Raw genomic sequence first — 22,597 nt, forward strand, 5'->3', positions numbered from 1 at the left:
TCGATGCAGCTCATCATCGCTGCGGTCGGCCATAAAATGCCGGCCTGGATAGAGACGGGCTTCGCGGAATACGCGAAGCGCATGCCACCGGAATTGCGCATCGTGCTGAAAGAAATCAAGCCGGTGGAGCGTTCCGGCAGCAAGACCGCCGCCACGGCGATGGCGCTCGAACGCGAGCGCATCGAAGCCGTCCTGCCCAAGGGCGTGCGCATCATCGCCCTCGACGAACGCGGCAAGGACCTGACCAGCGTCGGCCTGTCGCAGCAATTGATGACGTGGCAGCAGGATGGCCGTGATACGGCTTTCCTGATCGGCGGCGCCGATGGCCTCGATCCGCAACTCAAGGCACGTGCCGAAGGCATGCTGCGCATTTCCAGCATGACCCTGCCGCACGGCGTGGTGCGCGTGATCCTCGCCGAGCAGCTGTACCGCGCGTGGTCGATCACGCAAAACCACCCCTATCACCGCGTCTGAACTCCCCCATGAAAACGGCTGATCACAAGATCTACCTCGCCTCCAAAAGCCCGCGCCGGCGCGAACTGCTGCGCCAGATCGGCGTCGATTTCGAATTGCTGCTGCTGCGCAGCGACGGCCCGCGCGGCGCCGACGTCACCGAGGAAGTCTTCCCCGGCGAGTCGGCGCTCGACTATGTCGCCCGCGTGTCGAATGAAAAAGCCGCCTTCGCGTGGGACCTCGTGCGCCGCCGCCACCTGACCCCGCGTCCTGTGCTGGCGGCCGACACCACCGTCACCATCGACGGCGTCATCCTCGGCAAACCGGCCGACCGCGCGGAAGCCGTGGCCATGCTGGAGCAGCTGTCGGGCCGCACGCACGAGGTACTCACCTCGATCGCCGTGCACTACAAAAACTTTGCCGAGCAGCGCACGCAGGTATCGCAAGTGCGCTTCGGCGTGCTCTCGCCCGCCTCGATCGCCGCGTATTGCGCCACGCCGGAACCGTATGACAAGGCCGGCGCCTACGGCATCCAGGGCAGCGCCGCCCTGTTCGTCGAGCATATCGAAGGCAGCCATTCCGGCATCATGGGCCTGCCCCTGTACGAAACCGCACAATTGCTGCGGCTAGCTGGTTTGCCCCTGCCCTGATCCCGGGTATGATGTCATTCGTTGCCTCCACTCCCGCGCCTCCATGAACGAAGACATCCTGATCAATATCACGCCGCAAGAAACGCGCGTCGCCCTCATCCTGCAGGGCGCCGTGCAGGAATTGCACATCGAGCGCACGCTCACGCGCGGCCTGGCCGGCAATGTGTATTCCGGCAAGGTGGTGCGGGTGTTGCCGGGCATGCAATCGGCCTTCATCGACATCGGCCTGGAGCGCGCCGCGTTCCTGCACGTGGCCGACATCTGGGAAGCGCGCGGCCACGACGGCCAGAACGCCACGCCGGCGCCCATCGAAAAAATCCTCTTCGACGGCCAGGTGCTGACGGTGCAGGTGATCAAGGACCCGATCGGCACCAAGGGCGCGCGCCTGTCGACGCAGATTTCCATCGCCGGGCGCATGCTCGTGTATTTGCCGCAAGACAAGCACATCGGCATCTCGCAAAAAATCGAAAAGGAAGCGGAACGCGAGCAGTTGCGCGTGCGCCTGCAAAGCCTGCTGCCACCCGACGAAAAGGGCGGCTACATCGTGCGCACCATGGCCGAGGACGCGTCCGACGCGGACCTGAAGGCGGACGTCGACTACCTGCGCAAGACTTGGAGCACCATCACGCACGGCGCGCGCACGCGTCCCGCCACCAGCCTGCTGCACCAGGACTTGAGCCTGGCGCAGCGCGTGCTGCGCGACTTCGTCGGCGATGAAACGGCCACCATCCAGGTCGATTCGCGCGAAAACTACGTGAAATTGCGTGAATTCGCGGAAATCTACACGCCCAGCGAACTGACGCGCCTGCAGCACTACACGGGCGAGCGCCCGCTGTTCGACCTGTATGGCGTGGAAGAAGAGATCCTGCGCGCGCTGGGCCGCAGGGTCGACCTGAAATCGGGCGGCTACCTGATCGTCGACCAGACGGAAGCGATGACCACCATCGACGTCAACACAGGTGGTTTCGTCGGCGGGCGCAATTTCGCCGACACGATTTTCAAGACCAACCTGGAAGCGGCGCACGCCATCGCCCGCCAGCTGCGCCTGCGCAACCTGGGCGGCATCATCATCCTCGACTTCATCGACATGGACAATGCCGAGCACCGCAACGCCGTGCTGGCCGAGCTGAAACGCACGCTGTCGCGCGACCGCACCAAAGTGTCGGTGAGCAATTTCTCCCCGCTGGGCCTGGTGGAAATGACGCGCAAGCGCACGCGCGAATCGCTGGCCCACATCCTGTGCGAACCGTGCCCCGCCTGCGCCGGCAAGGGCCAAGTCAAGACCTCGCGCACGATCTGCTATGAAATCCTGCGCGAACTGCTGCGCGAGGCAAAACAGTTCAACCCGCGCGAATTTCGCATCCTCGCGTCGCAGGAAGTCGTGGATTTGTTCCTGGAAGAAGAGTCGCAGCACCTGGCCATGCTCGGTGATTTCATTGGCAAGAAAATCTCGCTGCAGGTGGAGAATGCCTACCACCAGGAGCAGTACGACGTCATCCTGATGTAGTCATGTCGGATACCACCGCCTTCTGGCGCGATCCGGCCTTGCCCCACGTGGAGAGCCGGCGCGCCTGCCACAGCCGGGCGTGCTACAAGCCGCACAGCCATCCCACGTTTTCCATCGGTGCCGTCGACTCCGGCGGCAGCATCTTTACGGGCAGCCAGGATGGCCAGGCCATGCTCGCCAATGGCAGCCTGGTGCTGGTGCCGGCCGGTTGCGTGCACGCCTGCAATCCCCTGCCTGGCACCCTGTGGAGCTACCAGATGCTGCATCTCGATGCGCAATGGCTGCAAGCACACGCGCCGGGGCTCGATGGCGACACAGCGACGGTGCTGCACTGCCCGCTGCTGTACGCGCAGTTTTGCGCCATGAATGCACTGCTGTTTGCAACGGCCGGCGCGGCGGAGAAAGATGCGGCGCTGCTGGCCTTCCTGGGCGCTTGCGCCAGCGTCCGTGCAGACGTGCTGCCCTCGGAACGCAAGCCCGTGCCGCAACGGCTGGCGCCCGTGCTCGCAACGCTGCAGACGCAACCGTCGGCCAGCCTGCGGCAAATGGCGCAAGCGGCGGGCCTGAGCCCGTATCAATTGATACGTGCCTTTCGCGCCGCCACGGGCATGACGCCGCACGCCTTCCAGTTGAACGCGCACGTCAACCGCGCGCGCAGCCGCTTGCAGGCGGGGACGGCGTTGGCCCAGCTGGCGCATGAACTGGGCTTTGCGGACCAGAGCCATTTCCAGCGCGTGTTCAAAGCCCATACGGGCATCACGCCGGGACGCTACCGCTAAGCTGCAATTTTCTTCAATACAGGCTGCCGCCTGCCCCTGCATACTCGCGCATCGCCATTGCCCGAGCCGAACCCCATGCAGGATTTCCTCTTCATCGCCGCCGCCCACTTTCTTTCCCTGCTGTCACCCGGCCCCGATTTTTTCCTGATCGCGCGCACTTCGCTGGCCCACGGCTGGCGCGGCGCCGCCGGCACCTGCATGGGCATTACCGTGGCCAATGCGGTTTTTATCGTGGCGGCGTTTGCAGGACTGTCGGTGCTGAAGGCGGGCAGTACGGCCTTCATGGTGGTGCGGCTGGCGGGCTGCGCCTATCTGCTGTATCTGGGCTGGTTGTTCCTGCGCCATGCGGGCAAGAGCAGCCTGGAAGCCGCGCCCGCCACCGGCAAGGCGCGCTGGCGCGGCGGTATGGTGGTAGGGTTTGTCTCCGCCATCCTGAATCCGAAGAATGCGCTGTTCTACGTCAGCCTGGCCACCGTGCTGGCCGCCAGGCAAACGAGCCCGGCCGCGATGGCGGCGTATGGCGCGTGGATGGTCTTTGCCGTGCTTGCGTGGGATATGGCGGTGGCGCTGGCTATCGGCAGCAGCGCCCTGCGGCAGCGCTTCGCGCGTGCGCTGCCTGCCCTGGAACGGCTGTCAGGCGTAATGCTGATTGCGTTAGCGATAGTGCTACTGGTTCAGGCCGGCAGCGGATCCAGGTAAAACACGGCATACACTTTCAAGGGCGTGGTTTCCGTCGCCTTTTCCGAGCGCACGACGGAGCAGTCGTCGGCGGCCAGACTGCGCCAATTCTGGATGCCGGCCTTGGCGAACATGGCGTGCGCCGGAGCATTCGCGGCCAGGTCCAGCACCAGGCAGGCGTTGCGCGGGCCGGCGCCGTAGTTGACGGCGCGGATCTCGATGCCGAAGGTCGTCATCCATGGTTCCCACAGGCCTTTTTCCTTGCCGGCCGCCATGCGGTCGAGCATCTCGCCAAAGGTCAAACCTTTCTTGACGGTATCGCGCAATGCTTGCAGCGACGGCGCCAGGCGGGGATCGGGCTGCTTGTTGCCGGCGCGGATCTCGGCGATCGCCTTCAGTTCCTTGATGATGGCCGCATCGCGCTCCGTGTAGTCGCGCATGCGCGCGTAAAACTCGGCGTCCAGGAAGGGATTGACGGTCAGCTTGGCGACGCCCTCTTCGCGGCGTTTTGGGGAAGGCGTGTTGGTTTTGGTCATGGCGGTAGAGGGCAAGAGAATCGATGAGGGGCGCCAGTTTAACATCATGGCGCGTCGGCGGCGGCGTCAGCGCCGCTTTAATGTTGCGCCCGGCGGGTGCGGGGCCGCCACCGCAGTGCGCGCGACAGGCCGCATGAAGCCGCGCCGTGGCCCGAACAGGAAGACGGCGCCCGCATAGAGTCCCGCCAAAGGGAAGCGCACTTCCCTGAGCAACTGGTGGAAAATGGCGATCGACTGCGCGCGGCTGACGGGAATGTCGGCGCGCCACTGGCACAGCACGTCATGCACGAGGCTGGCATGATAGGTGGCCGGCAAGCCCAGGTGCTGCGCGCCATCGGGCGTGCCCACATAAAACAGGCCAAGCACGCTGATGCAGGGTGAACAGCCATCCCAGGCATAGCCGGCGCGGATGCGGATCGCCGATTCGCGGATGGTGACCCACTCGTTTTCAAACTCTATGCCGTCGAGCAAGGGCGAGCAATAGCCATAATCGCTGCCCAGCGCATAGCGCCAGGCGTTGCCGGGCATGCCGAAATTTTTCGGCATCAGCGGCCTCCCTGCTGTGCTTGCTTGGCTCTCGTCTGCATGGCGTTGCCTTGATCATTATCAATATCAAGATTTAAACATACTCGGCAGAAAGAAGGGCAAGAAGGTGTCAGGCGCGCGGCGCGGCCGTCGATTCGCGCACCACCAGTTCGGGTTTCAGGCGCACGTCGAGCACCGGCGAATCGGGCGAGGCGATGGTTTGCAGGATCAGCCGGGCCGCTTCCGTGCCGATGCCGTGGTGGCGGATGCGGATGGTGGTCAGCGGTGGGCGGATCATGTCCATGTACGGCATGTCGTTGTGGCCCACGACGGAAATATCTTCGGGGCAACTCAAGCCCAGTTCGCGGATGGCGTCGTAGCAGCCGAGGGCCACCAGGTCGCTGCCTGTCACCACGGCCGTCGTTTGCGGCGAATGGCGCAGCAGTTCCAGCAACGCCTCCTTGCCGCATTCGCGCGAATAGCCGCTGCTTTCAAAGACGAACGCTTGCGAAGGATCGAGTTCGCTGGCCTGGATGGCGGCCAGGAAACCGAGGCGGCGCACGTGGCCGGTAGACAGGTTTTCCGGGCCGGCAATGTGCGCGATATGGCGGTGGCCCAGCGCCAGCAAGTGCTCGACGGCCAGGCGCATGCCGACCACGTCGTCGCTGACGACGCAGGACGCCACGCCGTTTTCATCGCTGCGGTTGACGGTCACGACAGGCACATTCTGGTCGATGCACATCTTGATGACGGGATCGTCGCGGCGCGCCGTGGCCAGGATCAGGCCGTCGACCTGCTGCCCCAGCAGGCGGTTGATGACGAACAGCTGTTCTTCCTCGTCGGCGCCCACGTTGGCGACGATGGCCAGGTAGCCATGCTTGCGCAAGCCTTCCTCGATGCCCAGCAGAATGGGCGGGAAAACCGCGTTGGTAATGTCGGGCAAGACCACGCCGATGATGCGCGACTTGCGCGTAACCAAGGTGGAGGCGGCGCGGTTGGGCCGGTAGCCGAGCCGGCCCGCTTCGGCCAGCACGCGCGCGGCCACCTCGGCGCTGACCATTTGGCGCGTTGCCGGGTTCATCACGCGCGACACGGTGGAAAAGTGCACGCCGCTGGCCCGCGCAACGTCGCTTAAGGTGGGGTTCTTGTTTGTCATGGGCTTCCCGGATCGCAATACCGTGATTTTATCGTAAAAAATGCCCATTCCGTCAAAAACCGAGCAAACGCTTGCATTGAAATAATGCCGCTGCCCAAAGCGGTTTTGTTACGCTTAAGTACAATCCAGCCTTGACAGCGTGCAAACGCTTGCATACCATGGCTCGGACTTACCACTCGGGCCATGCATGCCCTTCCCAGAATTCCTATGTCTACTTCGCACAGCAAGCACGCCGAACAGAACGGCGAGACCTTCAACCTGAAAGAAGCCGCCCTCGCCTATCACGCGGAACCCCGCGCGGGCAAGATTTCCGTCACGCCAACCAAACCGCTGGGCGACGCCCGCGCCCTGACCCTGGCGTACTCGCCGGGCGTGGCCTTCGCCTGCGAAGCCATCGTGGAAGATCCGCGCACGGCCGGCACCTACACGTCGCGCAGCAACCTGGTGGCCGTGATCACGAATGGCACGGCCGTGCTGGGCCTGGGCGATATCGGCCCGCTGGCCAGCAAACCGGTCATGGAAGGCAAGGCTTGCCTGTTCAAGCAGTTCGCCGACGTCGATGTATTCGACATCGAACTGGCCGAGAACGACCCCGACCTGTTCATCGACACCGTCGTGCGCATGGAGCCGACCTTCGGCGGCATCAACCTGGAAGACATCAAGGCGCCCGACTGCTTCTACATCGAACAGCAATTGCGCAAGCGCATGAACATTCCCGTCTTCCACGACGACCAGCACGGCACGGCCATCATCGTCGCGGCCGGCATCCTGAACGGCCTGGAACTGGTGGGCAAGGATATCGGCAACGTCAAGGTGGCCGTCTCGGGCGCCGGCGCGGCCTCGATCGCCTGCCTGGACTTGCTGGTCTCGCTGGGCCTGAACAAGTCGCTGCTGAAAGTGTGCGACAGCCAAGGCGTGATCTACCCGGGCCGCGATGCCAACATGGAAGAGAACAAGGCGCGCTACGCGAACGACACGAGCGACCGCGACCTGACCGATGCCATGGTCGGCGCCGACATTTTCATCGGCGTCTCGAAGGGCGGCGTGGTCAGCGCGCAGATGGTTGAATCGATGGCCGCCAAGCCCTTGATCTTTGCCCTGGCCAATCCGCATCCGGAAATCGCCCCGGAAAAAGTGCATGCCGTGCGTGACGACGCCATCGTCGCCACGGGCCGCTCGGATTACCCGAATCAGATCAACAATGTGCTGTGCTTCCCCTACATCTTCCGCGGTGCGCTCGACGTGGGCGCCACCACCATCAACGAAGAAATGAAACTGGCCTGCGTGCGCGCCATTGCCGCGCTGGCCAAGGAGCCGCTGCCGGGCCACGAGAGCAGCGCCTTGAGCCCGCTGCAACTGATACCGTCGCCGTTCGACGAGCGTCTGCGCAGCTGGGTCGCGCCTGCCGTATCGCAAGCGGCCATCGCCACCGGCGTCGCCACGCGCGTGCCAGCCACCGCCTGAGACGCATGACAGGCCTTGCGGCCTTGGCAAAATAACAGCAAGTTACCATTGCTTACAAAAAAACCATGGCTAAAAACCATGGTTTTTTACATTCTCCTCCTTGAGACCGTTCACATAGTTGTCGAAGAGTCAATTCCGTACAGGCGTTTTTGCAGCCACCTTCGATTACAATGACGCCTACTTTATGTTGCTACAGTTGCCATCATGGCGACACGTGCGTTACCAAGGATATTCATGCTCGGCCTGACTTCTGTTTGTGTTTTTCTTTTTTCGGCATTGGCGCTGGCTGTTACCAGCGGCTATTCATTAGGTGCCCTGACCCTTCTGATTGCCAGCATCTGCCTGCTATGGAAACGTCCGCGCCTGAACCTACAACGTCAGGATTATCTGCTGCTCGGCACCCTGTTGCTTTATTTCTGTGTTTTCACTGCTAACATGCTGTTCCACGCAGATCCGGCCCGCGAACTCGACATGCCATTGCGCGCGCTGCTGGCCACACCGGTACTGCTGCTACTACTCGCCTATCCACCTCGCCCCGCAGCATGGTGGAGTGGAGTTGCCATAGGTGCCATCAGCGGTGCCGCTTTAGCATCCTGGCAAATCCTCGTACTGGAAATGTACCGTCCGCAAGCAGCGACCAGCAATGCCATCCACTATGGCAACGTCAGCGTACTGCTTGGCATGCTATCCCTTTGCGGCCTGGGCTGGGTGCACACGCGGAGCCATCGCCTCGCATGGAGGATGCTATTGCTTGCCGGCGGACTGGCTGGCATCGTGGGGTCCATCATCAGTGTCAGCCGCGGCGGCTGGCTAGTACTTCCCGTCTGCGGCTGTCTTTTCCTGTACCACTACTCAAAAGGCCGCGGAGCACGCTACATGGCCACCTTGCTGAGTGCACTCCTGATAGTGTCTACACTGGCTTATACACTTCCTAACTCCCGCGTACCTGAACGCATAGCAATAGCGGTCAATGAAATAAAACAGTTCCAATCCAGAGAGACGGTGACCACCTCCATCGGTCAACGCATGGAAATGTGGCGCACCGCTTGGGTTATGTCGAATGACAATATCTGGTTGGGCATGGGCCGCAGCGGTTATCTGGCTGCAAAGCAACAGTTAGCTGACGAAGGCAAATTGAATGCGCTCGTTAAAAACTATACCAATGCCCACAACGACTACCTCGATACGCTTGTCAAACGCGGCATCGTCGGCGTCATGGCCTTGCTGGCGCTCTTCCTCATCCCCTTGTCACTGTTTGGCCGCGCCCTGCGCCACAGTGCTCCTGCAGCCCAGCCATATGCACTGGCAGGCGTGATACTGTGCACCTGCTATATGATTTTTGGCCTGACGACGAGCTCGCTAACCTTGAATATCGGCATCATCATGCTGGTCTTCCCGATGGTGATATTGTGGGCCCTGTTGCGCCAGCAAGAACGCACCGCCTGAGCTTGTTTTTCGCCTGACCGCTTTTGCTGCCCCCTGCAAGGAATCGTACCGATGCTGACGCCCGACCTGAAGCGCCTCACCGCGCTGCACGCGCCGTATAAAAAACACCTGGCCCTGGCCCTGCTGGCGATGGTCGTCACGGCGGGCACGGAACCGCTGCTGCCGTATGCGCTCAAGTTGCTGCTCGACAATGGTTTTGGCGGCAAGGTGAATTTTTCCTTCTGGCTGGTGCCACTGATCGTCATCGGTATCTTTGCCATCCGCGGCGCCTCGACGTTTGCCAGCAGCTACCTGATGAGCTATGTCTCCACGCGCATCCTCAACGAATTGCGGCGCCGGATGTTTGCCAGCATGCTGAACTTGCCCATCGACTTCTACAACACGCACACGGTGGGCAAAGTCATCAACTCCATCATGTTTGAAGTGCAGCAGATCATCGAGATGGTGACCAAGGTGTTTACCTCGATCGTGCGCTCCTCGCTGACCGTGCTGGGCCTGCTGGCGTGGCTGCTGTACCTGAACTGGGCCCTGACCCTGGTCACCCTGGTGCTGTTGCCCGTGCTGACCATCGTCGTGCGCACCACGGGCAAGCGCCTGAAAAAACTCAACCGCGACTCGCTGGCCGTCAATGCCGAGCTGACCCAGGTCATCGAGGAAACCACGCGCGCGCAGCAAGTGATCAAGATCTTCGGCGGCCAGGCCTACGAGAAAGCCCGCTTCGAAGAACGCGCCGAACAATTGCGCCGCTACAGCATGCGCATGACGACGACCTTTTCCGCCACTGTGCCCATCACGCAGGTGATCACGGCCGCCGCCGTGGCCCTGGTCATCGTGATGGCTCTGTTCCAGTCGGAGCAGGGTCAGATCACGGTCGGCGGCTTTGTTTCCTTCATCACGGCCATGCTGATGCTGCTGACGCCCTTGAAGCAACTGGCCGAAGTCAACGGTCCCCTGCAGCGCGGCATGGCCGCCGCGGAGGAAGTCTTTTTGCTGATCGACAAGACGCCGGAACGCACGGGCGGCAAGCCGCTCGCTGGCCGCAGCAAAGGCTGCATCGAATTCAAGGACGTGAGCTTTGCCTACCCCGGACATCCGGAGCCGGCCCTGCAGCACATCGACCTGAGCATCGCGCCAGGGCAAACGGTCGCCTTTGTCGGCATGTCCGGCGGCGGCAAATCTACCCTGGTCAGCCTGCTGCCCGGGTTTTACTCGGCCAGCAGCGGTGAAATCTTGCTCGATGGACAGAATATCGATGCCATCGCCCTGACCAGCCTGCGCAGCCAGATCGCCATGGTCAGCCAGCAGGTGGTGCTGTTCGACGATACCCTGGCCGCCAACATCGCGTATGGCGATGCGGTCCCGGACCGGCAGCGCATCGAAGCGGCCGCCGCGGCAGCCTTCCTGTCGGACGTCATCGACGGTTTGCCCGACGGCCTGGAAACGCGCCTGGGCGACAACGGTTCGCGCCTGTCCGGCGGCCAGCGCCAGCGCGTGGCCATTGCCCGCGCGATCTACAAGGATGCGCCCATCCTGATCCTCGATGAAGCCACTTCGGCACTGGATACGGAGGCGGAACGGGCCGTGCAAGCGGCACTCGAGCACCTGATGCAAGGAAAAACCACCTTAGTTATTGCTCATCGGCTATCAACAATTGAACGTGCGGACCGTATCGTGGTATTGTCACACGGGAAAATAATGGAAACCGGCAGTCACCAGCAATTATTGGATGCCAACGGCGCGTATGCCAACCTCCATCGCCTGCAATTTTCCCAGCAAGTGCTATGACACCACCGAATGAATACCTGAAATCGTACTGATACATGACGCCCTTGATTCCCGCCGAACTTCTACAAAAGTCGGACAAAATTCTTTTCATCGCCCATCTGGCGCTGGGAGACTTCACCTACCTGCAAAACGGTTTCCGCGCCTTTGCCGCGGCCTACCCGCATATCAAGATCCACCTGTGGGTGGACGAAGTACGCCGCACATCCGACGCCAAACAATGGGAAAGCTTGCGCACCTATTCGCTGTACGACTGGGTGGAACAGTCGGGCCTGTTTTCCAAGGTGTACCGCAAGACCTATAGCCCCGCACTGTACGAAGAGTCACTGCGCGAAGCCAAGGCCGAGCACTATCCTGTCGTCGTGTCGCTTGCCCACGTACGGCCACAGCAATATGCGGACCTTGCCCGCGCAATCAGCCCGCACGGGCTGGTGATCGGCACGCGCAAGCCGTTCAGCCCGCTACGCCCCTGGCATTACCTGGCCTACCGCAAGATCGACGCCGTGCTGGCCTCGTATGCGGGTCAGGATGCCGGCGAACACCATATCAGCAGCGTATATGCGGACTGGTTCCATCAATTGACGGGACTCGACATTCCCGTGGCCGAACGCTATCCCTTCGTGCACATTCCCGAGCACGCATTGCAGCAGGCGCAGGAGCAGCTGGCCGCCTGGGGCTTTGCCCCGCGCCAGGGGCCGCTCGTGCTATTGAACCCGTTTGCCAAATCGCACAAGCGCGGCTGGCCCCTGGAGCGCATTGCCGAGCTGATCAAGCGCATGCAAGCGATGCCGAAATGGCAGCATGCCTGCTTCCTGATCAATGCCATGCCGCAGGAACTGGCCAAGGTGAATACCGTCGTGCAGGCGCACAACTTGCCGCGCACGCAAGCCTTCAGTGCCGTCGACAATTTTTTCCAGCTGCCGGCCATGCTGGCGCAATGCGACCTGATTATTTCGGTGGAAACATCCATCATGCATCTGGCGAACGCCGTGCATGTGCCCGTGGTGGCATTGATGCGCAAGAAGAATCCGGAATGGGCCCCCTTCGACAGCGCCAACAGCACCGTCATCACGGTGGCGCGGCGCAGCGACTGGGTCAAGGCGATTTCAAGCGATCAGGTATTGCAGACCATCGCCTAGAGAACGCTTCAGCGGCTAGCCGGAGGCCAGCATGCTGATGCGCACCAGATCGGCCACATTATCGACGCCCAGCTTGTCCATCAGGCGCGCCTTGTGCACCTCCACCGTGCGCACGGAAATACCCAGCGCCGGGGCGATATCGCGGTTGTGCTGACCCGTCACCACCAACTGCATCACTTCGCGCTCGCGCGGCGTCAAGGCGCGCAGCAAGGCCAGCCCGTCCACCTGGCGCTGCAACTGGCCGCGCGCATGCGCCTCGCGCGAAAACGCTTCATCGATGGCGGCCAGCAACTTATCGTGATCAAATGGTTTTTCCAGGAAATCGCTGGCTTGCGCCTTGAATGCCTGGCGTGCCAGCGCCACGTCGCCGTGCCCCGTAATGATAATGATCGGCAGCAGGCATTTGCGCTCCAGCAAGCAGCGCTGCAGGCTCAGGCCATCCATGCCCGACATGCGGATATCGATCAGCAGACAGCCGGCCCACTCGGGCCGCCAGCTGTGCAGGAAATCCTCGCCGCAGGAAAACAGGGCCGTGCGGTAGCCGCGTATGCCCAACAGCAAACCCAGCGCATCGCGCACGGCGGGATCGTCGTCCACGATAAACACCGTCAAATTACTTGTCACCATACTCTCCCGTAGCGCCTGCACCGGCGTGCGCCAGGGGCAGGATAAAACGAAACATGCCATGCTTGCCCACTTCGGCCCATAGCTGGCCGCCATGCGCTTCGACGATACTGCGGCTGAGCACCAGCCCCAGCCCCAGGCCGCTGGCCTTGGTCGAGACGAACGGTTCGAACAGGCGTGCGGCCAGGCTGCTGGAAATGCCGGGGCCGCTATCTTCCACGGACAGGCGCAGCCGGCCGCCCTCGCGCGGCTCGGCCGAGACCGTGATCCGGCGCTGGCCGCGCGGCTGGCCCATCACCGCATCCTGTGCATTGGCCAGCAGGTTACGCAGTACCAGTTCGATTTGCAGGCGGTCCGCGTTGACGGCCAGCGGCGACGGCGGCGCCAGCGCCAGCTCGATGCCATGCTCGTGGAACAGCGGCGTGAACTGGCGTACCAGGCCCTCGATCAGCTCACTCGCCCGCACCGCCTCGAGCTGCATCGCGCCCGTGCGGAAAAAGTCGCGCAGGCGGCGCACCACGTCCGCGGCGCGTCCCGATTCGACGATCATGTGTCCGATGGCGCCTTGCAGCAAGACGCCGCTCTCGCCCCGTTCCAGCAGGTATTCACACGCCTTGCCATAGGTCGACAAGGCCGTCAGCGGCTGGTTCAGCTCATGCGCCAAGGCCGCCGCCATTTCGCCGGCGGCCGCCAGGCGCAGCGTGTGCTTCAGCTCATCGGCCACTTGCCGCATTTCATCGACGACGATGCCGATAAAAAAGCCCACCAGCGCCAGCACGGCGTCGAGCAGTTGCAGTTCATAGAACTGGATATCGACGGCATGCGTCCATTTCACCAGGGTGATGATGCACAGCTGCAATACAAACACGGCCAGCATGGCGCCGTGCAAGCCCTGGCGCGATGCGGCCCAGATGACGGGAAGAAACAGGAAGTAGAAATGCTTGTATTCGGAACGCACGATGGAACCGAAGAGGCTCCACAGCACGAAGCTGGCCAGGGCCAGGTAGGCCAGGGTTTCCCAGCGCCAGACGGCGGCATGCAGGCGCTCGCGCCCGCGCTCGCTGAACAGCACCCAGATCAGCGGCATCGACACCAGCATGCCGACCGTGTCGCCAATGCCGAAACGCCAGACGGCCGTGCCCCATTCGCCGGCCGGTATGCGCCCCGTGAGCGACAGCAGGGAAATGTAGCCGAGCGCATTGAGCGCGGTGCCCAGCAGCACGATGAGAACCCAGGCGCTCAGGCGGCGCCGGTTGTCGAAGATGTCGCTGCTGCTGAAACTGCGGCGCAGGACTGCGCCGATACCGCCATAGCCGAGCACCAGCCACGCCGAACAGAGCAAGGTCAGGGGCAGGCCTGCCGGCATGCCGCGCACCAGCACCTCGCCGGCCACCAGGGCGATGAACCATGGCAGCGCCGCCTTGCGGCCATGGATCAGCCAAAACACGAGGCCCAGCGCAGGATCGGGGTTCCACGGGGTAATGTTCAGCCCGTACATCGGGTCGATATACGTGGCCCAGTCAAACAGCAGATACAGGCCGACAAAGGCGGGATACGGCAGGTAGCGGGACAGGAATAGACGCATAACGGTGTTTTTTTAACTGTCCCGCATTATGCATCGCAAGCGTGCGCCACGCCATGTCATCTTGCGTTATATGCACATGACATAATTTTCATGCAATACCGCAAAACCTGCCAGCGCGGTCAGACCACGGCCAAGGGCAAGCGCACCTCCACCAGCAAGCCCAGGCCGCCGTTACCGCTGTGCAGCTGAATCGTGCCGCCATGCTGGCGCACGACGGAAGCGACGATGGACAAGCCCAGGCCACTGCCTGGCTGCACCTGCTGCGGCGCGCGGAAAAAGCGGTCGAACACGCGCTCATACAGCGCCGGCGCGATGCCCGGTCCCTGGTCGGCCACATGCAACACGGCCTGGCCCCGCTCCGCATGCAGCGACACTGTCACGCTGCTGCCGCGCGGGCTGTACTTGATGGCGTTTTCCACCAGGTTGTCGATCAACGAAACGAGGCTTTCGCGCTGTCCCGGCACGCTGAGCGAGACGCTGGCTTGCAATTCAAGCTCGATATCGCCCGCCTGGGCCAGTCCGGACAGGGCCGCCAGGCGGTCTTGCAGCAAGGTGTCGAGCGCCTGCCGCCGCGGCAACTCGCCCGCGCCCGCCTGCACTTCGCTGCGCGTCAGTTGCAGCAGCTGGCCCACCAGGCGCGCGGCCCGGTTGCCGCTGTTCAAGATACCGTCCAGCAGCTCTTGCTGACGCGCATCATGTACCTGGCCCTGCAAGGCCTCGACATTCACGCGCATGGCTGCCAGAGGCGTGCGCAGCTCATGCGTGGCATCGGCGATGAAGCTGCGTTCGCGTGCGGCGCTGGCATCAACCCGCTGCAGCAGCGCATTGATATTGTCGACCAGTGCCGCCAGTTCGCCATGCGGCGGCTTGAACGCCAGCGGCCGCAAATCCTGCGGCCCGCGCGCCGCTACCTCTTGCGCCAGCTTGCGCCACGGGCGCATGGCAAGGCGGATCGACAGCCAGGCCGGCACCAGCAGGAACGGCAGACTGATCAGCAGCGGCAGCAGGTAGTAACCGCGTGAATTGATCGTGATGAACAATTGCCAGGCGCCTCCCGCTTCCAGCACCGTCACGCGCGTACTGCCCTCGGCCAGGCTGCGGCTGCGCCAGGCCTGGCCCTTGACGTACACCACTTCCATCTGCTCCGGGCCGGCGCTGCGGATACCGCTGGGCGCATCGGGCGATTTGTAGACCAGCTTGCCTTCGCGCCAGACCAGGATGCGCGGCGCCAGTTCCGGCACCTGTCCCGTTTCAAACTCTTCACGCAAAGCTTCGTCGATGGCGCGCAAGCTTTGTTCCTGGCGCTGCGGCTGCTCGGCCAGGTTATCGGCCACGCTGATAATGGCGTGCAGGACGCCGCGGCTCACATTGCTCGCTTCGTCCGCCCCCTCGACCATCACATACGCCACGGCCAGGCTCCACACCATGGTCAGCATCAGCATTTGCGCCATCATCAGGCGGCGCACCAGGGTAGGCCGGCGCAGCATGGCCCAGAAACGCCCCATCATGCGCCAGTACCCGGCGCGGTGGACGGTTCGCCCTGCTGGTCGATGACATAGCCGACGCCGCGCACGGTGCGGATATACCCTTCTCCTATCTTGCGGCGCAGGTTGCCCATGTGCACATCGAGGGTATTGCTGGCATTGGCCAGTCCGCCGGGCAAGATATGTTCTTCCAGCACGCGGCGCGTGATGACCCGGTTGGCGCGCATCAGCAAGGTCTTCAGCAGCGCATATTCACTGGCCGTGAGCTCCACCGGCCGGCCATGCACGCTGACACGGCGCGTGGGTACCTGCAGCAGCAGGCCGCGCAACTCGATGGTGTCGCCGTCGAAACCATAGCTGCGGCGCGCCAGCGCGCGCACGCGCGACAGCAGCTCGGCCAGCACGAAGGGCTTGACCAGGTAATCGTCGGCGCCGCCGTCCAGGCCCCGCAAGCGCTGTTCCAGCGTGTCGCGGGCGCTGAGGATCAGCACGGGCAGGCGGGCCGCGCGCAAGCGGGCCAGCAAATCGAGGCCATCGCCATCGGGCAAGCCCAGGTCCAGCAACACCAGCTCGCAACTGTCGTGCTCGATGCTGCGCGCCGCATCCTCGAGGCTGCGCACCCAGACCACTTGCATGCCCTGGTCGCGCAAGGCGATCCGCACGCCATTGCCCAGGTCCATATCGTCTTCAATCAGCAGTATCTTCATGGTGAGTATTAAACCACCGCAAGCTGAAGAAAGGGTAAAGAAGCGCTCTTCATGCAATCTTAATAAAAGGCTCATTTTTCCTTCATGGCAAGGGCAGATACTGTCGGCAGTCAATCGAGCCACTCCGGACTCGGTTCTCCACCTGACGGAAAACTCCATGCACGCATCTACAACCTTGTTGACCTCGCTGGCGCTGGCTTGCGGCCTGAGCTTGAATCCCCTGGCTGCCGCGGCGGCCGAACCGGCTGCGGAAAATGTCTTCACCATCGGCGGCGGTGTCGCCGCCGTGTCCAGCTATTCCGGCGCCGACAAGCTGTCGGCCTCGCCACTGATCATCCTCGATTACGCCATGGCCAATGGCCTGTTCTTCAGCACCTCGCGTGGCATCGGCTATGGCGGCGAGGCCGGCCCCTTCAGCTACAGCGCTGCCTTGGGCTACCGCGGCAACCGCGAAGACCACAAACGCAATGGCGCCAACGGCTGGGGCGGCAGCGATTACCTGAAGGGCATGGGCGAAGTCAAAGGCAACGCCAGCGCCCTGCTCAGCGCTGGCTATTCGCCATTGCCGGGCCTGTCGCTGAGCGTGTCGAGCGACATTCCCCTGTCGAACCGCGAAAACGGCGCGAACGTGCATTTCGAAGCGACGGGCCAGGTCTACGGCAGGTCCGACGCCAAGGGCATGCAAAAGGACAGCGTGACCATCGGCGGCCAGCTGGGCTGGGGCGAGCGCAAATACGTGCAGACCATGTATGGCGTGACGGCCACTCAGGCCGCGAACACCTCGTTCAAGCAATACACGCCCAAGGCCGGTTTCTATGAAGCGCAAGCCACCGTCAACTGGGAGCACCGCTTCGATGCGCGCTGGGGCATCAATACCCTGGTCGGCGTCGAGAGCCGCCTGGGCGACGCGGCCAAGAGCCCCATCGTGCAGCGCAAGACCTCGCCGATCGGCGCCGTGTACGTCACCTACCGCTATTAAAACAGGGTTGGCATAAGGGGAACCCGTACGCTGTTTCGCCAATTTACAGGGGGAGATGGCGTGCATAAGATGACATGGTTTTCCGACCATACCATCCCTTCCATGCATGCAGCACGCATTGCCACGCCACAATGATGCCAACCATTACCCTGTCTGACGGCTTGATGGCGATGCCGAGCGGCATGCGCCGCTGGCGCGAAATGCTCAAGCTGCATCTGCGCGCCCGCGTGCAGCAGCGCCAGACTCGCCTCTGGCTGCAACTGCTGAACTCGCATCCAGTATTTCATGACCTGGTGCAGGCCTATCCGCACATGATCCACAAGGTCTACCGCCCTTACCTGAGCCTGACCTTGAATTGCCAGCAGCGCGTGGAGTTGCTGGCCGAGCACTACCATTTCATCTTGCAGCAAGGCTGGGGCAAGCTGATGGGCCAAGCGGCGCACGGGCCCGTACGCCTGGGCACGGTGGCGGGAAAATCGGGCGCGCCCTACCATTTGCAGCTGTGTTCGCTGCATCCGATGGACCGCGAAGGCGAGATGGTGCTGCAACTGATGGATGACGGCGACGTGCTGTATTCGATCGCCTTTTCCTTCTTCGGCAGTCAGCTGCGCGCCACCCTGGGCATGCGCATCGGCTGCCTGCAAGGCCCGAAGGGCGAGGACAGCGCGCACCGCGTGCGCGAGGCAACGCGCGACTTGCACGGCATGCGTCCGAAGACCCTGATGGTGCGCCTGGTGCGCCAGTTGGGGTACGAACACGGCTGCCGCAAGATGCTTCTTGTCGGCAATATCAACCGCGCCGTGCACCACTCCGCCAAGAAAGGCCGTTTGTTCGCCGACTACAATTTGCTATGGCAAGAACTGGGCGCGCAAGTGCGCCAGGATGGCGATTTTGAGTTGGAGTGCGAAAACTTGCCCTTTCCCGCGCTGCAAGAAATTCCTTCCAAAAAACGCTCGGAAGCACGCAAGCGCCACGAACTGACACTGGACATGATCGCCTGCCTGCGTAGCGGCCTCGACGCCCATCGCAGCCCGCTGCAAGCCGCCATGGCAGGTGCTGCGGCGGCCGCCGGCGAGGTGCGGCAATCGGCCATGCTCGGCGAAGACGACGACTACGCTTCCGCCATCGCCTGAGCGTCCCTGCTCCTGCGGCACACGCTACAACCCGTGCACGGCACAATCCTGTTACGCTAGCGCTATCGGCATGCACTGCGGTGCGCCGGTTCCCCCAACGCTTACTAGGAGGCATTCATGCGCGTAGACATCTACCGCCGGGCCGAGCACGACGGCATTTTTTCCTACCTCGCCGTGCCGGAAGGAAAGCTCATTCCGGAAGAAGTGACCAATACCGACTGGCAGCTCGAAACACGCGCCAGCGAAGTGGCCGACGATGCCGAAATCTTGCCCGACTACCATATCGAACAGCCGCACCAGCAGATCGCCGCCAAAGGCTATGCGATCACGGGCCTGAAAGACATGTAAACGAAAAAAGCCAAACCAGCATGTCTGCGGTTTGGCTTTGTTGTCTGCCGGGTGGTGCCGGTCAGTATTCGACCGCCACCTCTTGTGCGCCCAGCATTTGCTCGAGCGCCATCTGCAACTCATCCGATGGCGCCACTTTCCACTCATCGCCAAACTGCAGCACGCAACTGACGCCTTGCGGGCTGACCCGCGCGGCGATCGGCAATCCCGTCTCGGCGCGGTGCGGCATGATCACGTCACGGATGCGCTTGGCGTCCAGGGTGGCCGGCAAGGTCAGGCCCAGCTGGCGGCCATACTGCACGCGCGCGGCGATGATGTCGAAGGCGCTCTCGGCCGTGATACGCAAGCCGCCCGAAAAACGGTCTTCCGACACCTTGCCCACGACGGCCAGGAATTCATCTTCCTTGAAGATTTTCCGGTTGGAGTCAAATAATTCGCCATACACCGTCACTTCCACCGTGCCGCTCTTGTCGTCCAGGGTGACGATGAGGATCTTGCCCCGTTGCGTCATCTGCGTGCGCAAGCCCGTGATGACGCCGGCCATCATGCGCGGTTCGCGCGACGGCGACAGTTCCGACAATTTCGTGCGCGCAAAACGGCGTGCCTCGGGCGCATACGAATCGAACAGGTGGCCGGACAGGTAGAAGCCCAGCGCGATCTTTTCTTCCGTCAGGCGCTGTTTATCGGTCCACACGGGTACCTTGACGTACTCGGGCGGCGCCACCATGTCGCTGTCGTCGCCGCCGAACAGGCTCACCTGGTTTGCCGCCTTGGCGGCCTGGTCGGCGCATTCCATGGCGAATGCCACCGATGCGAGCAGGATGGCGCGGTCGACCTTCAGGCAATCGAAGGCGCCGCTGCGGATCAGGGACTCGATGGTGCGGCGGTTGATCTGCTTCTTGTCCACGCGCTTGCAGAAATCGAACAGGCTCGTGAACGGCCCGCCCGCCTCGCGCGCGGCGATGATGGCTTCGATGGCGTTCTGGCCCGAGCCTTTCACGGCGCCCAGGCCATAGCGGATCTGCGTGACTTTCTTGCCGCTGACGGACGGCGGCGCACCGCTCGGCGTGAAGCGGTAATCGGATTCGTTGATATCCGGCGGCAACAAGGTCAGCTTGCAGATTTCCAGCGAATCTTCCACCAGGATCTTGATCTTGTCCGTGTCGTCCATGGCCAGCGACAAGTTGGCTGCCATGAAGGCGGCCGTGTGATGCGCTTTCAAATAGGCTGTGTGGTACGACAGCAAGGCGTAGGCCGCAGCGTGCGATTTGTTGAAACCGTAGCCGGCGAACTTTTCCATCAAGTCGAAGATCTCGTCGGCCTTTTCCGCCGTCAAGCCATCTTTTGCCGCACCGGCGCGGAAGATCTCGCGGTGCTCGGCCATCTCTTCGGCCTTCTTCTTACCCATGGCGCGGCGCAGCATGTCGGCGCCGCCCAGCGAGTAGCCGCCGACGATCTGCGCCATCTGCATCACCTGCTCCTGATACACCATGATGCCGTAGGTTTCGGACAGAATCGATTCCGTACGCGGATCGGGATAATCGAAACGTTCGCCGTGCTTGCGCTTGCAGAAGTCGGGAATCAGGTCCATCGGGCCCGGACGGTACAAGGCCACCAGCGCGATAATGTCCTCAAAACGGTCGGGACGCGCGTCTTTCAGCATGCCCTGCATGCCGCGCGACTCGAGCTGGAACACGGCCACGGTCTTGGCCTTGGTCAGCAAGTCGTACGACGGCTTGTCGTTCAGCGGCAAGGTCGCCAGGTCGAAGTTCGCCTGCGCGGGATCGAGCTGCTTGATGTAGCGCACGGCGCGGTCGAGGATGGTCAGCGTGGTCAGACCCAAGAAGTCGAACTTCACGAGGCCGACGGCCTCCACGTCATCCTTGTCGTACTGCGACACGACGCCCGAATCGCCGCCCTGCGTGTACAGCGGGCAGAAATCCGTCAGCTTGCCGGGAGCAATCAAGACGCCCCCCGCGTGCATGCCGATATTGCGCGTGATGCCTTCGACCTGCTGCGCCAGGTCCAGCAGCTGCTTGACCTCTTCCTCGTTTTCCAGGCGCTCCTTGAGCAGCGGTTCTTCCTCGATGGCGTCCGCGATCGACACGGGTTTGCCGGGCTTGAACGGGATCAGCTTCGAAATACCGTCGCAGAAGTTGTAGCCGAAGTCCATCACGCGGCCCACGTCGCGGATCGCGCCCTTGGCCGCCATGGTACCGAAGGTGGCGATCTGCGAGACCGCCTCCTTGCCATACAAATCCTTGACGTGCTGAATGACTCTGTCGCGCCCTTCCTGGCAAAAGTCAATATCGAAGTCGGGCATCGAGACGCGTTCGGGATTCAAAAAGCGCTCGAACAGCAGGTTGTACTGCAATGGGTCGAGGTCGGTAATGAGCAGCGAATACGCGACCAGCGAACCCGCACCCGAACCACGGCCCGGACCGACGGGCACGCCGTTTTCCTTGGCCCACTGGATAAACTCGGCCACGATGAGGAAGTAGCCGGGGAATTTCATGTTGCAAATCGTATCCGTCTCGAATTTCAAGCGCGACTCGTAGCGCGGACGCTCCTTTTCACGGCGCTCGGGATCGGGATACAGCTGTATCAGGCGTTTTTCCAGGCCCGCCTGCGATTCGGCAACGAGGAACTGGTCGATCGTCATGCCGTCCGGCGTGGGGAAGTTCGGCAGTTGCGGCTTGCCCAGGGTCAAGGTCAGATTGCAGCGCTTGGCGATTTCCACGGAATTGGCCAGCGCGGCCGGCAAGTCGGCGAACAGTTCCGCCATGTCGGCCTGCGACAGGAAGCGCTGGCTGTCGTTAAACCGTTTCACGCGCTTGGCATTGGCCAGCATTTCGCCTTCGGCGATACAGGTGCGGGCTTCGTGGGCAATAAATTCTTCAGGGGAAATGAATTGCACGGGATGCGTGGCCACCACGGGCAAGCCCAGCTTGGCCGCCAGCGCCACCGCATGGCGCACCTGCGCTTCCTGGTTGGCCTGGCCGCCGCGCTGGATTTCGATATAGAAATGACCGGGGAAAATCTCGGCCCAGCGCTGCGCATTGCGCTCGGCCAGAGCCAGGTTGCCATTTTCGATGGCGGTACCGACATCGCCGAAGTGCGCGCCGGACAGCACGATCAAGCCATTGGCCGCGCTTTCGCCCGGGTACAGGTCGTAGGTATTCGTCGCCAGCGCCTGCAGCCACTCGATGCGCAACTCGGCGCGGCCCTTGTACTGGTTCGTCAGCCAGGCCGTCGACAGCAGTTCGCACAGCTGCAGATAGCCCATGCGGTTTTTCGCCAGCAACAGCAAGCGCGACGGTTTTTCGCGGTTATCGTCATTCGTGATCCACACGTCGACGCCGACGATGGGCTTGATGCCCTTGCCGCGCGCTTCCTTGTAGAACTTGACCATGCCAAACAGGTTCGACAGGTCGGTGACGGCCAGCGCCACCTGCTTGTCCTTCGCCGCCGCCTTGACGACGTCGTCGATGCGCACCAGGCCATCGACGATCGAGTACTCCGAGTGCACGCGCAAATGGACGAAAGCAGGACCGGGCTGCATCGCTTGCTGTGAACCTGCCGGAGCGCCGGCCTCTTGCATTACCATTTCCATCCTGTGTAC

At 62.5% G+C, this 22,597-nt stretch carries 19 protein-coding genes and 1 pseudogene; 12 read left to right on the forward strand and 8 right to left on the reverse strand.

All coding sequences use genetic code 11. From position 1 onward, the window contains the following. The first annotated feature begins 3 nt into the window (after positions 1 to 3). From rlmH to MRBLMS1_RS19370, 5 genes are all read left to right on the forward strand, one after another. Positions 4 to 474, forward strand: coding sequence for a 23S rRNA (pseudouridine(1915)-N(3))-methyltransferase RlmH (rlmH, locus tag MRBLMS1_RS19350; RefSeq protein ID WP_035821794.1), 471 nt, complete (start codon positions 4 to 6; stop codon positions 472 to 474). An 8-nt stretch (positions 475 to 482) separates the two neighbouring features. Continuing rightward, positions 483 to 1,103, forward strand: a complete 621-nt coding sequence (locus MRBLMS1_RS19355; RefSeq protein WP_139091136.1) for a Maf family protein — start codon at positions 483 to 485, stop codon at positions 1,101 to 1,103. A gap of 43 nt (positions 1,104 to 1,146) precedes the next feature. Next, complete coding sequence (gene rng, locus MRBLMS1_RS19360; protein WP_034747098.1) at positions 1,147 to 2,610, forward strand: ribonuclease G; 1,464 nt, start codon at positions 1,147 to 1,149, stop codon at positions 2,608 to 2,610. A 2-nt stretch (positions 2,611 to 2,612) separates the two neighbouring features. Continuing rightward, positions 2,613 to 3,389, forward strand: coding sequence for an AraC family transcriptional regulator (locus MRBLMS1_RS19365; protein WP_485881204.1), 777 nt, complete (start codon positions 2,613 to 2,615; stop codon positions 3,387 to 3,389). A gap of 75 nt (positions 3,390 to 3,464) precedes the next feature. Further along, complete coding sequence (locus MRBLMS1_RS19370) at positions 3,465 to 4,088, forward strand: LysE family translocator (RefSeq protein WP_485881205.1); 624 nt, start codon at positions 3,465 to 3,467, stop codon at positions 4,086 to 4,088. On the opposite strand, the gene MRBLMS1_RS19375 is transcribed toward MRBLMS1_RS19370, so the two are convergent. The 3 genes from MRBLMS1_RS19375 to MRBLMS1_RS19385 form a co-directional block, all read right to left on the reverse strand. Next, on the reverse strand, positions 4,064 to 4,603 hold the full coding sequence (locus MRBLMS1_RS19375; protein WP_230518487.1) for a hypothetical protein: 540 nt from the start codon (positions 4,601 to 4,603) through the stop codon (positions 4,064 to 4,066). The two genes, MRBLMS1_RS19370 and MRBLMS1_RS19375, sit on opposite strands and share 25 nt — an antisense overlap. 66 nt (positions 4,604 to 4,669) lie before the next feature. Beyond that, positions 4,670 to 5,149: a hypothetical protein gene (locus MRBLMS1_RS19380; RefSeq protein ID WP_485881207.1), complete on the reverse strand. Its 480-nt coding sequence runs from the start codon at positions 5,147 to 5,149 to the stop codon at positions 4,670 to 4,672. Positions 5,150 to 5,258: 109 nt separating this feature from the next. Then, the gene (locus tag MRBLMS1_RS19385) at positions 5,259 to 6,284 is read right to left on the reverse strand and encodes a LacI family DNA-binding transcriptional regulator (RefSeq protein WP_128142040.1); all 1,026 of its coding nucleotides are present in this window, start codon (positions 6,282 to 6,284) and stop codon (positions 5,259 to 5,261) included. A gap of 207 nt (positions 6,285 to 6,491) precedes the next feature. Here MRBLMS1_RS19385 and MRBLMS1_RS19390 point away from each other — a divergent pair. From MRBLMS1_RS19390 to MRBLMS1_RS19405, 4 genes and pseudogenes are all read left to right on the forward strand, one after another. Next, positions 6,492 to 7,730: pseudogene (locus MRBLMS1_RS19390) on the forward strand (malic enzyme-like NAD(P)-binding protein); the annotation flags it as partial. Between the two features lie 252 nt (positions 7,731 to 7,982). Then, positions 7,983 to 9,194 (forward strand): O-antigen ligase family protein, encoded by a 1,212-nt coding sequence (locus tag MRBLMS1_RS19395; protein ID WP_485881210.1) that lies wholly within the window; start codon positions 7,983 to 7,985, stop codon positions 9,192 to 9,194. A 51-nt stretch (positions 9,195 to 9,245) separates the two neighbouring features. Then, complete coding sequence (gene msbA, locus MRBLMS1_RS19400) at positions 9,246 to 10,979, forward strand: lipid A export permease/ATP-binding protein MsbA (protein ID WP_485881212.1); 1,734 nt, start codon at positions 9,246 to 9,248, stop codon at positions 10,977 to 10,979. A 35-nt stretch (positions 10,980 to 11,014) separates the two neighbouring features. Then, the gene (locus tag MRBLMS1_RS19405) at positions 11,015 to 12,115 is read left to right on the forward strand and encodes a glycosyltransferase family 9 protein (protein ID WP_485881214.1); all 1,101 of its coding nucleotides are present in this window, start codon (positions 11,015 to 11,017) and stop codon (positions 12,113 to 12,115) included. 15 nt (positions 12,116 to 12,130) lie between these two features. Here the strand turns inward: MRBLMS1_RS19405 and MRBLMS1_RS19410 are convergent, their stop codons facing one another. The 4 genes from MRBLMS1_RS19410 to MRBLMS1_RS19425 form a co-directional block, all read right to left on the reverse strand. Further along, positions 12,131 to 12,742 (reverse strand): response regulator transcription factor, encoded by a 612-nt coding sequence (locus MRBLMS1_RS19410; protein WP_456150912.1) that lies wholly within the window; start codon positions 12,740 to 12,742, stop codon positions 12,131 to 12,133. Further along, positions 12,729 to 14,324: an ATP-binding protein gene (locus tag MRBLMS1_RS19415; protein WP_485881217.1), complete on the reverse strand. Its 1,596-nt coding sequence runs from the start codon at positions 14,322 to 14,324 to the stop codon at positions 12,729 to 12,731. The genes MRBLMS1_RS19410 and MRBLMS1_RS19415 overlap by 14 nt, the downstream gene beginning before the upstream one ends. A 119-nt stretch (positions 14,325 to 14,443) precedes the next feature. Continuing rightward, entirely contained in the window at positions 14,444 to 15,832 is a 1,389-nt protein-coding gene (locus MRBLMS1_RS19420) for a sensor histidine kinase (protein WP_128142034.1), read from the reverse strand. Beyond that, entirely contained in the window at positions 15,829 to 16,515 is a 687-nt protein-coding gene (locus MRBLMS1_RS19425) for a response regulator (RefSeq protein ID WP_230518478.1), read from the reverse strand. The genes MRBLMS1_RS19420 and MRBLMS1_RS19425 overlap by 4 nt, the downstream gene beginning before the upstream one ends. A 157-nt stretch (positions 16,516 to 16,672) precedes the next feature. On the opposite strand from MRBLMS1_RS19425, the gene MRBLMS1_RS19430 reads away from it, so the two are divergent. From MRBLMS1_RS19430 to MRBLMS1_RS19440, 3 genes are all read left to right on the forward strand, one after another. Continuing rightward, positions 16,673 to 17,494 (forward strand): MipA/OmpV family protein, encoded by an 822-nt coding sequence (locus MRBLMS1_RS19430; RefSeq protein ID WP_485881219.1) that lies wholly within the window; start codon positions 16,673 to 16,675, stop codon positions 17,492 to 17,494. A gap of 131 nt (positions 17,495 to 17,625) precedes the next feature. Next, positions 17,626 to 18,627, forward strand: coding sequence for a VirK/YbjX family protein (locus MRBLMS1_RS19435; RefSeq protein WP_485881221.1), 1,002 nt, complete (start codon positions 17,626 to 17,628; stop codon positions 18,625 to 18,627). Between the two features lie 117 nt (positions 18,628 to 18,744). Beyond that, positions 18,745 to 18,975 carry a DUF6139 family protein gene (locus MRBLMS1_RS19440; protein ID WP_034747058.1) on the forward strand — a complete coding sequence of 77 codons (231 nt, stop codon included), beginning with the start codon at positions 18,745 to 18,747 and terminating at the stop codon, positions 18,973 to 18,975. Between the two features lie 61 nt (positions 18,976 to 19,036). Here the strand turns inward: MRBLMS1_RS19440 and dnaE are convergent, their stop codons facing one another. Next, positions 19,037 to 22,576: a DNA polymerase III subunit alpha gene (gene dnaE, locus MRBLMS1_RS19445; protein ID WP_128142030.1), complete on the reverse strand. Its 3,540-nt coding sequence runs from the start codon at positions 22,574 to 22,576 to the stop codon at positions 19,037 to 19,039. Positions 22,577 to 22,597: the final 21 nt, after the last annotated feature.

This window comes from Massilia sp. LMS1-1-1.1, assembly GCF_040815535.1.
GTDB lineage: Bacteria > Pseudomonadota > Gammaproteobacteria > Burkholderiales > Burkholderiaceae_D > Janthinobacterium > Janthinobacterium aestuarii.

What these genes read in the sequence shown, in the direction of transcription:
- rlmH (WP_035821794.1), top strand. Translation starts at nt 4, where the DNA reads ATGCAGCTCATCATCGCTGCGGTCGGCCATAAAATGCCGGCCTGGATA.
- MRBLMS1_RS19355 (WP_139091136.1), top strand. Translation starts at nt 483, where the DNA reads ATGAAAACGGCTGATCACAAGATCTACCTCGCCTCCAAAAGCCCGCGC.
- rng (WP_034747098.1), top strand. Translation starts at nt 1,147, where the DNA reads ATGAACGAAGACATCCTGATCAATATCACGCCGCAAGAAACGCGCGTC.
- MRBLMS1_RS19365 (WP_485881204.1), top strand. Translation starts at nt 2,613, where the DNA reads ATGTCGGATACCACCGCCTTCTGGCGCGATCCGGCCTTGCCCCACGTG.
- MRBLMS1_RS19370 (WP_485881205.1), top strand. Translation starts at nt 3,465, where the DNA reads ATGCAGGATTTCCTCTTCATCGCCGCCGCCCACTTTCTTTCCCTGCTG.
- MRBLMS1_RS19375 (WP_230518487.1), bottom strand. Translation starts at nt 4,603, where the DNA reads ATGACCAAAACCAACACGCCTTCCCCAAAACGCCGCGAAGAGGGCGTC.
- MRBLMS1_RS19380 (WP_485881207.1), bottom strand. Translation starts at nt 5,149, where the DNA reads ATGCCGAAAAATTTCGGCATGCCCGGCAACGCCTGGCGCTATGCGCTG.
- MRBLMS1_RS19385 (WP_128142040.1), bottom strand. Translation starts at nt 6,284, where the DNA reads ATGACAAACAAGAACCCCACCTTAAGCGACGTTGCGCGGGCCAGCGGC.
- MRBLMS1_RS19395 (WP_485881210.1), top strand. Translation starts at nt 7,983, where the DNA reads ATGCTCGGCCTGACTTCTGTTTGTGTTTTTCTTTTTTCGGCATTGGCG.
- msbA (WP_485881212.1), top strand. Translation starts at nt 9,246, where the DNA reads ATGCTGACGCCCGACCTGAAGCGCCTCACCGCGCTGCACGCGCCGTAT.
- MRBLMS1_RS19405 (WP_485881214.1), top strand. Translation starts at nt 11,015, where the DNA reads ATGACGCCCTTGATTCCCGCCGAACTTCTACAAAAGTCGGACAAAATT.
- MRBLMS1_RS19410 (WP_456150912.1), bottom strand. Translation starts at nt 12,742, where the DNA reads ATGGTGACAAGTAATTTGACGGTGTTTATCGTGGACGACGATCCCGCC.
- MRBLMS1_RS19415 (WP_485881217.1), bottom strand. Translation starts at nt 14,324, where the DNA reads ATGCGTCTATTCCTGTCCCGCTACCTGCCGTATCCCGCCTTTGTCGGC.
- MRBLMS1_RS19420 (WP_128142034.1), bottom strand. Translation starts at nt 15,832, where the DNA reads ATGATGGGGCGTTTCTGGGCCATGCTGCGCCGGCCTACCCTGGTGCGC.
- MRBLMS1_RS19425 (WP_230518478.1), bottom strand. Translation starts at nt 16,515, where the DNA reads ATGAAGATACTGCTGATTGAAGACGATATGGACCTGGGCAATGGCGTG.
- MRBLMS1_RS19430 (WP_485881219.1), top strand. Translation starts at nt 16,673, where the DNA reads ATGCACGCATCTACAACCTTGTTGACCTCGCTGGCGCTGGCTTGCGGC.
- MRBLMS1_RS19435 (WP_485881221.1), top strand. Translation starts at nt 17,626, where the DNA reads ATGATGCCAACCATTACCCTGTCTGACGGCTTGATGGCGATGCCGAGC.
- MRBLMS1_RS19440 (WP_034747058.1), top strand. Translation starts at nt 18,745, where the DNA reads ATGCGCGTAGACATCTACCGCCGGGCCGAGCACGACGGCATTTTTTCC.
- dnaE (WP_128142030.1), bottom strand. Translation starts at nt 22,576, where the DNA reads ATGCAAGAGGCCGGCGCTCCGGCAGGTTCACAGCAAGCGATGCAGCCC.